At 73.6% G+C, this 12363-nt stretch carries 11 protein-coding genes and 2 pseudogenes; 7 read left to right on the forward strand and 6 right to left on the reverse strand.

Features of this window, described 5'->3' with window-relative positions:
• Positions 1-4: 4 nt before the first annotated feature.
• A complete protein-coding gene (locus GVV04_RS17770) occupies positions 5-622 on the reverse strand; it encodes a pyridoxamine 5'-phosphate oxidase family protein (protein WP_161689123.1) in 618 nt (205 codons plus the stop codon).
• Positions 623-787: 165 nt separating this feature from the next.
• On the opposite strand from GVV04_RS17770, the gene GVV04_RS17775 reads away from it, so the two are divergent.
• The 3 genes from GVV04_RS17775 to GVV04_RS17785 are packed head-to-tail and all read left to right on the forward strand — an operon-like array spanning position 788 to position 2976.
• Complete coding sequence (locus GVV04_RS17775) at positions 788-1294, forward strand: DUF2231 domain-containing protein (RefSeq protein WP_161689124.1); 507 nt, start codon at positions 788-790, stop codon at positions 1292-1294.
• Entirely contained in the window at positions 1291-1866 is a 576-nt protein-coding gene (locus GVV04_RS17780; protein ID WP_161689125.1) for an Hsp20/alpha crystallin family protein, read from the forward strand. Before GVV04_RS17775 ends, GVV04_RS17780 begins: the two co-directional genes overlap by 4 nt.
• Before the next feature lie 6 nt (positions 1867-1872).
• Positions 1873-2976 (forward strand): glycosyltransferase family 9 protein, encoded by a 1104-nt coding sequence (locus GVV04_RS17785; protein ID WP_161689126.1) that lies wholly within the window; start codon positions 1873-1875, stop codon positions 2974-2976.
• 33 nt (positions 2977-3009) lie between these two features.
• On the opposite strand, the gene GVV04_RS17790 is transcribed toward GVV04_RS17785, so the two are convergent.
• Positions 3010-3888 (reverse strand): glycosyltransferase family 2 protein, encoded by an 879-nt coding sequence (locus GVV04_RS17790; RefSeq protein WP_161689127.1) that lies wholly within the window; start codon positions 3886-3888, stop codon positions 3010-3012.
• Positions 3885-5741: a D-glycero-beta-D-manno-heptose 1-phosphate adenylyltransferase gene (gene rfaE2, locus GVV04_RS17795; RefSeq protein WP_161689128.1), complete on the reverse strand. Its 1857-nt coding sequence runs from the start codon at positions 5739-5741 to the stop codon at positions 3885-3887. Before rfaE2 ends, GVV04_RS17790 begins: the two co-directional genes overlap by 4 nt.
• A gap of 212 nt (positions 5742-5953) precedes the next feature.
• Here rfaE2 and GVV04_RS17800 point away from each other — a divergent pair.
• Positions 5954-6088 (forward strand): annotated as a pseudogene (locus GVV04_RS17800) (DJ-1/PfpI family protein); the annotation flags it as partial.
• Positions 6089-6232: 144 nt separating this feature from the next.
• Positions 6233-7909 carry an MDR family MFS transporter gene (locus GVV04_RS17805; RefSeq protein WP_161689129.1) on the forward strand — a complete coding sequence of 559 codons (1677 nt, stop codon included), beginning with the start codon at positions 6233-6235 and terminating at the stop codon, positions 7907-7909.
• Positions 7910-7983: 74 nt separating this feature from the next.
• Here the strand turns inward: GVV04_RS17805 and GVV04_RS17810 are convergent, their stop codons facing one another.
• A complete protein-coding gene (locus tag GVV04_RS17810) occupies positions 7984-8475 on the reverse strand; it encodes an NUDIX domain-containing protein (protein ID WP_161689130.1) in 492 nt (163 codons plus the stop codon).
• A gap of 55 nt (positions 8476-8530) precedes the next feature.
• Here GVV04_RS17810 and GVV04_RS17815 point away from each other — a divergent pair, with 55 nt between their 5' ends.
• Positions 8531-10180 (forward strand): fatty acid--CoA ligase, encoded by a 1650-nt coding sequence (locus GVV04_RS17815; RefSeq protein WP_161689131.1) that lies wholly within the window; start codon positions 8531-8533, stop codon positions 10178-10180.
• Positions 10181-10388: 208 nt separating this feature from the next.
• On the opposite strand, the pseudogene GVV04_RS17820 reads toward GVV04_RS17815, so the two are convergent.
• Positions 10389-10679, reverse strand: a pseudogene (locus GVV04_RS17820) (NADPH:quinone reductase); the annotation flags it as partial.
• 262 nt (positions 10680-10941) lie between these two features.
• On the opposite strand from GVV04_RS17820, the gene GVV04_RS17825 reads away from it, so the two are divergent.
• The gene (locus GVV04_RS17825; protein ID WP_161689132.1) at positions 10942-11667 is read left to right on the forward strand and encodes a DUF981 family protein; all 726 of its coding nucleotides are present in this window, start codon (positions 10942-10944) and stop codon (positions 11665-11667) included.
• 29 nt (positions 11668-11696) lie between these two features.
• On the opposite strand, the gene GVV04_RS17830 is transcribed toward GVV04_RS17825, so the two are convergent.
• On the reverse strand, positions 11697-12350 hold the full coding sequence (locus tag GVV04_RS17830) for an HAD family hydrolase (protein ID WP_161689133.1): 654 nt from the start codon (positions 12348-12350) through the stop codon (positions 11697-11699).
• Between the last annotated feature and the right edge of the window lie 13 nt (positions 12351-12363).

Here is a 12363-nt window from a genome sequence, read left to right on the forward strand (position 1 = left end):
GCGGTCAGGAATAGATCTTCTTCGCGTATTCCGGGCCGTAGTGGCGCTCCAGGTCGGCCAGGCTCTCGGTTGGGGCCTCGACCTCCTTGATCAGCCGGGCCCGGGACGGCAATGCGTCCGGCTGCCAGGTCTCCGGCTGCCACAGCTCGGAGCGGAGGAACGCCTTGGCGCAGTGGTAGAAGATCTGCTCGATCTCCACCACGATCGCCAGGATCGGCCGGTGCCCCTTGACCACCATGTCCTCGAAGAACGGCGCGTCCCGCACCAGCCGGGCCCGACCGTTGATCCGCAGCGTGTCGGTCCGACCGGGGACCAGGAAGATCAGCCCGACGTGCGGATTGTCCAGGATGTTGCGGTACCCGTCCGCCCGCCGGTTGCCCGGCCGCTCCGGGATGGCGATCGTCGTGTCGTCCAGCGGCAGGGCGAAGCCGGGCGGGTCGCCCTTCGGCGAGACGTCGCAGGTGCCGTCCGCGCCCGCCGTGGCGACCAGGCAGAACGGCGAGGCGGCCAGCCACTGCCGGTCCCGCTCGTGCAGGGCCCTGCGCTCCTTGGTCGCCGCCCGGGCGTTCGGCGTCCCCAGCAGGTCGCGCAGTTCCTCGTGCGAGGTGATCTCCACCGTCACGTCTTCCTCCCCCGACCGTTGACCTCGGTGGTGGCGTACCGCGCTGGTGCCCAGGCCACCTGCCGCCCCTCAGCCTAGCCGGGCACGTCTGGCCGGAGGTTTGTCCAGCGGCGTCCCGGGTACCGCGCCAGCCAGCGCCCCGCAACACACCAACGGAGGCCGCCAGTGGAGAGCCGACTCAAGGTGCTCGGGCACCCCGTGCACCCGATGCTGATCACGTTCCCGGTCGGCCTGCTGGTCACTGCGGTGATCTTCGACGTCGTCGACGCCGTCGGCGGCCCGCGGTTCCTCGGCGAGGTGGCCTACTGGAACATCACGGTCGGCCTGATCGGCGGGCTGCTGGCGGCGGTGGCCGGCGCGTTCGACCTGCTCGCCATCCCCACCGGCACCCGCGCGAAGCGGGTGGGCCTCAGCCACGCCGCCGCGAACCTCGCGGTCATCCTGCTCTTCGCCGCCGTCTGGGCCGTCCGGCTCAACGCCGACTCCCGGGCGGCCGGCGGCGCGCTCATCGCCATCGAGGTGGTCGCGTTGGCCATCCTCGGCGGCAGCGCGTGGCTCGGCGGCGAGCTGGTCGACCGGCTCGGCGTCGGCGTCGACCCGGACGCCAACCTGGACGCCCCCAGCTCGTTGCGGTCACCGACAGCCACCCATTCGATCGGCGACGTGCGATGAGCGAACAGCCCGCAGGCGGCCGGGGCTGGCGCGGCCGGCAGCCGAACTGGGACCCGATGGGGGAACTCCAGTCCCTGCGCGCCGAGCTGAGCCGGCTGGTCGGCGGCACCCGGCCCGGCCCGGCCGAGGTGGAGCTGACCGAGACCGCCGAGGGCTGGGAGGCCGTGGTCCGGCTGCCCGGCGTCGCCCCCGAGGAGGTGGCCGTCGAGCTGGACGACCGGGAGCTCTGCGTCCGGGCCCGCTCCGAGGCCGAGGTCAACGCCGACCAGGGCATCCCGGGCGGCTTTCAGACCCGGGGCTTCGAGTACCGGGTCGACCTGCCGTCCCGGGTGGACCCCGACCGGATCGACGCGGTGATGGACCACGGGCTGCTCCGGGTCCGGCTGCCCCGGGCGGTCCGGCCCGCGCCGCGCACCATCACCGTCGGCCGCGCCGGCTACCGGGGCGCCGGCACGGGTACGGGCCATCCGGTCGACCCGGCCGCCGAGCGGGAACTGCACCACCCGGACCTGGCTCCCGGCCGGGAACTGCACCACCCGGACCGGGCCGCCGACGAGATCGACCGGCCGTAGCGGGTCGTGGCCACCCCGTCCCCGCTCGGCCCGGTGGGCGAACCTGTGCCCGGCGTCGCGCGGATCGCCGCGCTGCGTGCCAACGCGCTCGGCGACTTCATCTTCGTCCTGCCCGCGCTGGAGGCGCTGCGCTCCGCGTACCCGGGGGCGGAGATCGTGCTGCTCGGCGCGCCGTGGCACGCGAAGCTCTGGCGCGACCGGCCCGGCCCGGTGGACCGCGTGCTGGTGGTCCCGCCCGCGCCCGGCATCCGCGCCCCCGAGCCCGGCGAGCCGGAGCCGTCGATGGACGACTTCCTGGCCTCGGCCCGCGCCGAGCACTTCGACCTGGCGCTGCAACTGCACGGTGGCGGCGGCAACTCCAACCCGATCGTCGCCGGCCTGGGCGCCCGGGTCACCGCCGGGCTGCGGGCCGAGGACGCCCCGCCGCTGGACCGCTGGACCCGGTACGTCTACTACCAGCACGAAGTGCTGCGCTACCTGGAGGTGGCCGGCCTGGTCGGGGCGCCCGCCACCACGATCGTCCCGACGCTGGCCGTCACCGACGCCGACCGGGCCGAGGCCGCCGGGGTGCTCGGCGCGGCGACGCGACCCCGGGTGGCGCTGCACCCCGGGGCCACCGACACCCGGCGGCGCTGGCCGGCCGAGCGGTTCGCCGAGGTGGCCCGCGTCCTGGCCGGCGACGGGTACGAGGTGCTGGTCACCGGCACCCCCGCCGAGCGGGAGCTGGTGGACCGGGTGGTCGCGGCGGCCGGGGTGCCGCTGCGCCCGCTCGTCGGCGCGCTCGGCCTCGGCGGGCTGGCCGCCTGCTACGCCGGGTGCGCACTGCTGGTCTCCAACGACACCGGCCCGCTGCACCTGGCCGCCGCGGTCGGCACCGCCACCGTCGGGATCTACTGGGTCGGCAACCTGATCAACAGCGGGCACCCGCTGCGCGTCCGGCACCGCCCGATCGCCTCCTGGACGGTGCACTGCCCGGTCTGCGGTGTCGACTGCACCCCGGGGATCTACCCGCACCGCCCCGGGCACGGCGACTGCCCGCACCGCGACTCCTTCGTCACGGACGTCCCGGTCGTGGAGGTGGTCGAGGCCGCCCGCGAGCTGCTGGGCTGAGCGGGGCGGGGTTTTCCCGCCCGTCGCCGCCCGTCAGGCGGGCTGCGGGGTGTCCGAGTCGGCGAGGAGGACCTCCCACGCCTCCACGTCCCGCTCGGTGACGGTGGTCGGCGACTCCAGGTGGTACGCCCCGCTGGGCAGGACGCCCGCGCCGCCGTGGCGCTCCAGCACGGCGAGCTGGGCGGCCACGTCCTCGCCCTGGTGCTTCTCCTGCACCCGCCGCCAGAACTCGAAGCCGCCCGAGTCGACCAGCGCCGCCCGGTCGTAGAGCACGCACCCGCCGATCCAGGAGACCTTGTACGCCCGCCAGGCCCCCGGTGGCAGGTTCAGCCGCTGCGTGACGTGCAGCAGGTTCGCCGCCGGATGGATCGACGCCCGTTGCCACTGCGGCGTGCCCGGGCGCACCCGCTCCGGCACCGGCCGGCCCACCCACTCCTCGTAGTGCCCGTGGGTCTCCGGGCGCACGTCGTCGACGTACGACAGCCCGTGCACGGCGTTGCCGACGAAGCCGCAGCCCAGCTCGCCGATCGCGGTGACCAGCCGGTGCAGGGTCCCCGGCTCCAGCCAGATGTCGTCGTCGAGGCAGAGCACGTACCGGGCCGCCGACCGGTCCAGCAGGTACGCCCGGTGCTCGGCCAGCCCGCGCCGGGGCAGCCGCCGGGTCAGCAGCACCGGGTGGCCCCGGTGGCGCAGCGCCCGCACCATGGTGGCCGCCGCCGGGTGGGCGTACGCGGGGTCGCCGTCGGACTGGTCGCTGACCACCACCCCGAACCCGGGCACACCCTCCTGGGTGGCCAGCCCGGAGAGGGTGACCGCCAGCTCGGCCGGGCGGTTGCGGGTCGGGACCAGCACGTCGAGCTGCCGTTCCCGCCGGAACTCCCCGGCGTCGCCCGGGACGAGCGGACGGTTCACGCCGGCCTGCCGGTCAACGTCTGCCCCGGGCCGTCTGACCGGCGTCCGGTGCCCGGCGCGCCCGTCGCCTGGGCCCGGATGCGTTCGATGATCGCCGAGGTGGAGCGGTCCGGCACGTACCCGAGGGTGCGGACCTGGCCGCCGAGCCGGCGCACCAGCGGCGCCTCCGGCACCATCTCCGGCGGGTAGTCGCCGCCCTTGACGTAGATGTCGGGGCGGACGGTCTCGATCAGGGCCGCCGGGGAGTCCTCCTCGAAGACCACCACGTGGTCCACGCAGGACAGCGCGGCGAGCAGCGTCACCCGGTCCTCCACCGGGTTGACCGGCCGGTCCGGCCCCTTCAGCCGGCGTACGCTGTCGTCGGAGTTGACCGCGACCAGCAGCAGGTCGCCGAGAGCCCGGGCCTGCTCCAGGTAGCGCACGTGCCCCGGGTGCAGCACGTCGAAGCAGCCGTTGGTGAAAACCACCGACCGGCCCGCGTCCCGGTGCGCGGCCACGATGTCCGCCAACTCGTCCGGGGCGACCAGCACCGGGTGCCCACGGTCGCCGGCCGGTACGCCGAGCGCGTCGAGCAGGTCCTCGTGCCGGCACACGCAGGTGCCGGTGTCCGACACGGTGATGGTGGCGGCGAGTTGGGCGAGCTGCGCGGCGGTCGGCAGTGGCGCGTCGGCGGCCAGGGCCAGCGTCATCGCGGCCAGGTACGCGTCCCCCGCGCCGACCGCGTGACTGGCCGGGACCGGGGTGCTGTGGCTGCGCCGGGGTGCTCCGTCCGCGCCGCCGACCACGGCGCCCTCGGTGTCCAGGGTGACCGCGACCACGTCCGCGCCGGTGTGCGCCCGCAGCTCCGCGAGGCGGGACTCGGCCAGCACCGCCCGGTCCACCCCGTCGCCGGCCTTGGCGTTCACGGTCACGCCCGTCCCGGTGACGCTGAGCCCGTCGCCGGTCATCGCCACCCGGTCCTCCCCGGGCGTCGGCTCGCCGGTCGGGCCCGTCGGCCGGCCCAGCGGCAGCCGGGACGCCGGCCTCACCCTGTCGGCGGAGTCGCCGTCGGAGGTGTTCCCAGCCGGGGTGGGGCGGCCCGGGGCCGAGCCCACGCTCAGCTCCGACGGCCCGTCCGCCGGGTCGGCCCCGGGGTGGTTGAGGTGCAGGTGGGTGTCGGACCGGGCGGCGGCCCGGGCGAGCAGCCGGGTGGCCTCGGCGAAGCTCGGGGTGACCACGGTGGGCGCGAGGCCCCGCCAGTCGGCGAGGTCGTGCGCGTCCAGCGCGACCGTGGCGTACCGGTCCCGGGCGGCGACCAGCCAGGCGCGCACGGGCGCGGGCAGCGAGCCCAGCCCGTAGTCGCAGACGACCAGGGTGGGCACCTCGCCGCCGGCGGCGGCCCGCAGCTCCTCGGTGGCGCACTCCAGCGCCGTGAGCAGCCGGACCACGCCGTCCTGTTCGAGCGCGTCGTCCGGTTCGCCGGAGTCCTCGCGCAGCAGGATTTGGTTGCCGGCGAGCATCCGCCGCTTCACCGGGGTCGGCCGGCCGGGCTGGTTGACGGTCCGGTCCCAGACGCCGGCCCGGTCCAGGCAGTCGTGCAGCTCGTCCCCGGCGGCGTCCGCGCCGACCGGGGCGACCAGCACCGCCCGTCCGCCGAGGGCGGCCACGTTGACGGCGGTGTTCGCCGCGCCGCCGGCCGCCGAGATGCGCCGGCGCAGGCTGAGGACCGGGGCGGGAGCTTCCCGGCAGAGCCGGTCGGGCTCCGCGAACCGCCACTCGTCGAGCATGGCGTCGCCGATCACCAGCACGGGACGGCCCAGCCAGCTCTCCACGACGGTGGCGAGCCGGCGCTCTTCCGCTGCTGCTCCTGCCATGCCCGCCGGGTCCCCCGAGGGTGTCGGGTCAAACCTGGGCCGCCCGCGCCCGCCCGGCACGGTGGGCGGGGCGGCCGGCGGCGGGTTTCGGGCATCGGGCCCCGGGAACGGCCCAGAGGTGTACCGGGAGAGGAGATGCACGAGATGGCAGCGACGACACTTCAGGGCAAGCGGGTCGCATTCCTGGCCGCCGACGGCGTCGAGGAGGTCGAGTGACGAACGCCGGCGCGACCTGGGTCGACGAGCAGGTCGTCACGGACAACGGCCTGGTCAGCAGCCGTAAGCCGGATGACCTCCCGGCCTTCTGCGCCAAGATCGTGGAGGAGTTCGCCGAGGGACGCCGCTGACGTCGGGACGGCCCTCGACGCCGGTCGGCCGACGCTGACGTCGGTCGGCCGCCGTCGAGGCCGGGAGCCCGCCCGTCGTGGCGCAGGCGTCGAAGGACCTCCGGCACCGGGGCATGATCCTCGCCGTACGGGATAGAAGGCGGGGTGACCAGCGAAGCCAACACCCGACCGACGCTGACCGCCCGTCAGCTCCGCCTGCTCATGTTCGGCCTGATGACGGGCATGCTGCTCGCCGCGCTGGACCAGACGATCGTCGGCACGGCGCTGCCCACCATCGTCGGCGAGTTGGGCGGGATCGACCACTACTCCTGGGTCGTCACCGCGTACCTGCTCGCGTCCACGGCCTCCACCCCGCTGTACGGCAAGATGGCCGACCTGTACGGGCGCCGTCCGGTCTTCCTCTTCTCGATCGGCATGTTCCTGCTCGGCTCGCTGCTCGCCGGGCTGTCGCGGGACATGACCCAGCTCATCGTGACCCGTGGGGTGCAGGGCCTCGGCGCGGGCGGCCTGATGACGCTGGCGTTCACCATCATCTCGGACGTGGTGTCGCCCCGGGAGCGGGGCCGCTACCAGGGCCTGTTCGGGGCGGTGTTCGGCATCTCCTCGGTGGCCGGGCCGCTGGTCGGCGGCTACTTCGCCGAGACCAACTGGCGGTGGATCTTCTACATCAACGTGCCGCTGGCGATCCTGGCCATCGTGGTCTGCTACCACGTCCTGCGGCTGATCCCGTTCGAGCGGCGGGAGCACACGATCGACTGGCTCGGCGCGGGGCTGCTGGTCGTCGGGGTGAGCTGCGTGCTGCTCGCGCTGAGCTGGGGCGGCACCTCCTACCCGTGGGGCTCCGGCCTGATCATCGGGCTGTTCGTGGTCGGGGCGGTGCTGTCCGTGCTCTTCCTGGTGCAGGAGGCCAGGGTGGGTGAGCCGATCCTGCCGCTGCGGCTGTTCCGCAGCCGGACGTTCGCGCTGGCCAACGGTGCCGGCTTCGTCATCGGCCTGGTGATGTTCGGGTCGATCATCTTCATCCCGCTGTACCTCCAGATCGTCCGGGGCGCCTCGCCGACCCGCAGCGGTCTGCTGATGCTGCCGATGATGGCCGGCGTCATCGTCACCTCGATCGTGACCGGCCGGGCGATGAGCCGGATCGGCCGGTACAAGTGGTTCCCGGTGGCCGGCTCGGTGGCGCTGCTCGCCGGCATGCTGCTGTTCACCCAGCTCCAGGTCGCCACGTCGCTCTGGCTGGCCTTCGGCTACATGGTGGTGATCGGGGTCGGGCTGGGCCTGTGCATGCAGTCGCTGATCCTCGCCGTGCAGAACGCGGTCGACGTCCGGGACCTGGGGGCGGGCACCTCCTCGGTGACGTTCTTCCGGTCGCTGGGCGGCTCGTTCGGGGTGGCGATCCTCGGGACGGTGCTCTCCTCCCGGCTCACCGGCCAACTCGCCGACCGGCTGCCGGGCGCGATCGCCCAGCTTCCACCTGACCAGCGGGCCGCGGTGGCGGCCCAGGGCGGGACGAGCATCACGATCAACGACCCGGCGACGATCCTGGCCCTGCCCGGCCCGGTCCGCGCCGCCGTACAGGGCGCGTTCGTCGATTCGCTGCACCTGGTCTTCCTCACCACCGGGCTGATCGCCGTGCTGGCGGTGCTGTTGACCCTGGTCATGCCGAACGAGCAGCTGCGCGGCGCCGGCCCGCAGGGCGCCACCGGCGGAGCCGACCCGCTCGGCGGAAAGGCGCCCGCCCCCGGCGGCCGGCCGTTGGCGAAGGAGTCGAAGGAGGAGGCCGCCACCGACATGGAGGCCAAGAGCCAGACCATGTTCTGACCGGGGCGGGAGCCCGAGGGCCGGGTGCCGACCGGCTCCGGGCTCAACCGGGGATCAGCCGGGTGGCTCCCGGGTCACTTGAGGATCAGCCGGTTGGTCTGCTCGAAGACGTCCAGGTCGGCGAGGGTCTCGGTGACCGACACGGAGAGCGGGGTGGGGAACCGCTCGCGCGGGAAGAAACCCGCGTCGGTCGTCTCGTCGGTCACCCGGGTCAGGTCGCCGTCCCAGTCCTCGACCCGGAAGGCGACCGTGAAGATCTGGTAGGTGTGGCCGTACATGTTGGTGTTGACGCGGTCCGGGCCCGTGTAGAGGGCGAACGCGCTGACCCGTAGGGCGCGCAGCCCGGTCTCCTCGCGCACCTCGCGGACCGCGCAGTCGGCGATGGACTCGCCCAGCTCCATCGCGCCGGCCGGCATCGCCCACTGGCCGTTGTCGGAACGCCGGATCAGCAGCACCCGCCCGGCGTTGTCGCGGACCACCGCGCGGGCGCCGACGAACATCAGGGTGCGGTCACCGGCCAGGGCGCGGAGCTGCCCCACGTACGAGTCGGCCCAGGAGATGCTCATCTGGACAACCTACGGGGGTTCCCAATGTGTGACCGCCGACACTAGCTTCTTACTCATGCGTAGCACGATGATGGACGCTCCCCTTCGGGTCGCCCGGATCCTCGACCACGGCGCGACGGTGCACGGCACGGCCGAGGTGGTCACCTGGACCGGCGGTGAGCCCCGCCGCATGTCGTACGCCGAGGTGGGGCGGACAGCCGCCCGGCTGGCCCACGCGCTGCGCGACGAGTGCGGGGTGACCGGCGACGAGCGGGTCGCCACGTTCATGTGGAACAACGCCGAGCACCTGGTGGCGTACTTCGCCGTGCCGAGCATGGGCGCGGTGCTGCACACGCTCAACATCCGGCTCTTCCCCGACCAGGTCACCTACATCGCCAACCACGCGCAGGACCGGGTGGTGCTGGTCGACTCGACGCTGATCCCGTTGCTGGCCCGGGTCATCGGCGAGCTGGCCACCGTGCGGCACGTGGTGGTGGTCGGCGGCGGCGACCCCGCCCCGCTGGTGGCGGCGGCGGGCGACCGGATCGCCGTACACCACTGGGACGCCCTGCTGGCCGGCAAGCCGGAGGTCTACGACTGGCCGGAGCTGGACGAGCGCGACGCCGCGGCCCTCTGCTACACCTCCGGCACCACCGGCAACCCCAAGGGGGTCGCCTACTCGCACCGCTCGATCTACCTGCACTCCCTCCAGGTCTGCCTGCCGGAGGGATTCGGCCTCGGGCCGACCCACCGCGAGCTGACCATCGTGCCGATGTTCCACGCGATGTCCTGGGGCCTGCCGTATGCGGCGTTCCTCTCCGGGGCGTCGCTGCTCATGCCGGACCGGTTCCTCCAGGCCGCCCCGATCGCCGAGATGATCGCCGCCGAGCGGCCCACCCTGGCCGGCGCGGTGCCGACCATCTGGAACGACCTGCTGGCCTACCTCGACGGCCACGACGTGGACATCTCCTCGCTGAAGGAGGTGATCGTCGGCGGGTCGGCGTGCCCGCCCGCGATGATGCACGCGTTCGACGACCGGCACCACATCGACGTCATCCACGCCTGGGGGATGACCGAGATGTCGCCGCTCGGCTCGGTGGCCCGGCCGCCGGCCGGCGCGACCGGCGAGGACGCCTGGCGCTACCGGTACACCCAGGGCCGGGTCCCGGCCGGGGTCGCCGCCCGGATCGTCGGCCCGCTGGGCGAGCCGCTGCCCGCCGACGGGACCTCCGTCGGCGAGCTGGAGGTCCGCGGGCCGTGGGTGACCTCCCGGTACGTCGGGGACGACGCCCCGGACGAGGAGAAGTTCCGCGACGGCTGGCTGCGCACCGGCGACGTCGGCACGCTCTCGCCCGACGGCTACATCACGCTCACCGACCGGGCCAAGGACGTGATCAAGTCCGGCGGTGAGTGGATCTCCTCGGTGGAGCTGGAGAACGCCCTGATGGCCCATCCGGCCGTGCTGGAGGCCTGCGTGGTGGGCGTGCCCGACGAGCGCTGGGACGAGCGCCCGCTGGCCACCGTGGTGGTCCGCGAGGGCACCGAGGTGAGCGCCGAGGAGCTGCGCGACTTCCTCGCGAGGTCGGTGGCGCGCTGGCAGCTTCCGGAGCGGTGGTCCTTCATCGACGAGGTCCCGAAGACCAGCGTCGGCAAGTTCGACAAGAAGGTGGTCCGCTCCCGGTACGCCGAAGGCGGGCTGAGTGTCCGGGAGCTGACAACGCCGTAGCGCTTTCAGGCGCATCGTCGCCTGAAGGGGCGGGGACGTTCTCCTAAACATCCCTGCCCAGGGGGCGGCCCCGGCGTTCGCACCGCGCCGGGGCCGCCCGTCTCACGCGGGCCGCCCGATTTCTCCACGGCATGGCCCCGCACTGCCATTGTCACGAAACTTGTTCGGCTCTGTCCCGGCGTCGGGGAAAACAGCCGGTGAACGCCGCTCAGTCGGCGGCGCTGACCAGCACCTTCCCGACCACCGAACGCTCCACGGCCCGATGCGCCACCGCCGTGTCGGCCAGCGGGTGGTGGTGCAGCGGCAGGCCGGCTTCCGCCCCCACCCGTACGCCGCCCTGCGCCACCGCCGCCGCCACGTCGTTGACGGCCTGCGCCTTCGCCGCCGTCGGGGCCGGGTAGACCAGCACGAACTGCCAGCGGGCGTTCGGCGCCATCAGCGGCCGGATCGGCAGGGTCACCTCGTCCCCGCCGTCGTCGGCGTAGACGCAGACCGCCCCGACCCGGCCGTCGCCCCCTAACCTCCGGAAGCCAACTCCGTACCCGGCGGCCCACCCTTCATGCCACCCCCGTCCCCCGACGGTGGCCGAGAAGGCCCCGCTGCACCGGGCCGGCCGATGGCCAAGATGCCGCGAAACGGGAAAATCGGAATTAATTTCGGTTACTTTCTGAGGGCGGTGCTGCCGCCCGGTCCGGCAGGAAGGGCGGAGGAGAAACGGCCGTATCGAGCGGCCGTCACCGGAACGGTTTCTGGGGGGCGTGATGAACGTGCTCGCGCAGGACGGATTGAAGATCAACTGGGTGGAGATGCCCACCTACAACACGATCATGGCGCTCTCGGCCGGAGTCGGCCTGCTCCTGGTGGTCATGTTCGCCCGACAGTTGGTGCAAGGCCGGGACATCGCCACAGACGGCTGGGCGATGGCCTTCGCCGTCCCGGGCATCATCCTCGCCCTGACCGGCCTGCACATGACGCTCACCTGGCCCCTGGCCAGCGGCGGCTTCGCCTTCGACAACATCATCTTCGGGGAGCCGGCGCTGGCCTTCGGAGTACTCATGCTCGGTGCGGCGCTGGTGTTCTGGAAACGCGGCCCGATGCTCGCGGCCGACCCACCCGCAGACCCCGGCCACCGCCTCCAACTGGTCCGCCAACTGCTCGGCCCGAGCGCCGTGTTCGTGTTCGCACTCGGGCTCTCCTGCTTCGCCATCGCCGCCGCCGGCTGGACCTACACCCTGTTCGCGGCACCGCCCGAGGAACCGATCTCGGGTGAGTTCGCCGACTACCCGTGGCTGGAGGCGACCTTCATCTCCGGGCTCTACGTGCTGGTCGGAATCGGCGCCGTGGTCTTCCCGTTCGCGATCCGACGGCTGGCCCGTCCGCTGCTGCTCGTCGTCGGCATCACCTGGGGGCTGGCCGGGCTGGTGTTCCTACTCTTCGGCGCGCTGAACTACTTCACCCACATCGGGCTGATCGTCAACACCCAGTAAGCGGAAGCGCCCACCCCGACCGGCATCGCTCAGCCGAGGCCGGCGACGACCGCCGGGGTCAGGTCGCCCACCGTCGGCAGCACCACGGCCGCGAGCCGCTCGGCGTCCGGGTCCAGCGGGTACGCCCCGTGCGGCACCGCCACCACCCGCATCCCGGCGGCGGCGGCCGACCGTACCCCGTTGGAGGAGTCCTCCACCGCGACGCAGCGGGCCGGGTCGACGCCGAGCCGCCCGGCGACGGCCAGGTACACGTCGGGGGCGGGCTTGCCGTGCGCGGTCTCCTCGGTCGACAGCGTCGCCCCGAACGCGTCGGTCAGGCCCGTCGCGGCCAGCGCCGCCGCGATCAGCCGGGTCGGCGAGGAACTCGCCAGCCCCAGCGGCCACCGCGCCGCCAGCCGGCGCACCACCTGGTCGGCCCCGTCGATCACCGGTACGCGCTCCGCGTACCGCCGGGTCATCTCGTCGACCACCTCGGCGGCGACCTGCTCGGCTGTCCGGTCGACGCCCAGCTCGCCGCTGAGGTACCGGGCCCATTCGCCGGTGCTCATCCCCATCAGCCGGCGCTGGGTGTCCGGCTGCCAGCCGCCGCCGTGCGCCGCCACGTACGCCCGGCGGACCTCCTCCCAGACCGGCTCGGAGTCCACGATCACGCCGTCCAGGTCGAAGACCACCGCATCAGCCACGCTCCCATCCTGC

The organism is Micromonospora rubida, from assembly GCF_009908295.1.
GTDB classification, from domain to species: domain Bacteria; phylum Actinomycetota; class Actinomycetes; order Mycobacteriales; family Micromonosporaceae; genus Micromonospora; species Micromonospora rubida.

Bases quoted from the DNA above. Each gene is read 5' to 3' on its own strand.
- GVV04_RS17780 (WP_161689125.1), top strand. From the start codon at position 1,291: ATGAGCGAACAGCCCGCAGGCGGCCGGGGCTGGCGCGGCCGGCAGCCG.
- rfaE2 (WP_161689128.1), bottom strand. From the start codon at position 5,741: ATGGCAGGAGCAGCAGCGGAAGAGCGCCGGCTCGCCACCGTCGTGGAG.
- GVV04_RS17810 (WP_161689130.1), bottom strand. From the start codon at position 8,475: ATGAGCATCTCCTGGGCCGACTCGTACGTGGGGCAGCTCCGCGCCCTG.
- GVV04_RS17815 (WP_161689131.1), top strand. From the start codon at position 8,531: ATGCGTAGCACGATGATGGACGCTCCCCTTCGGGTCGCCCGGATCCTC.
- GVV04_RS17825 (WP_161689132.1), top strand. From the start codon at position 10,942: ATGAACGTGCTCGCGCAGGACGGATTGAAGATCAACTGGGTGGAGATG.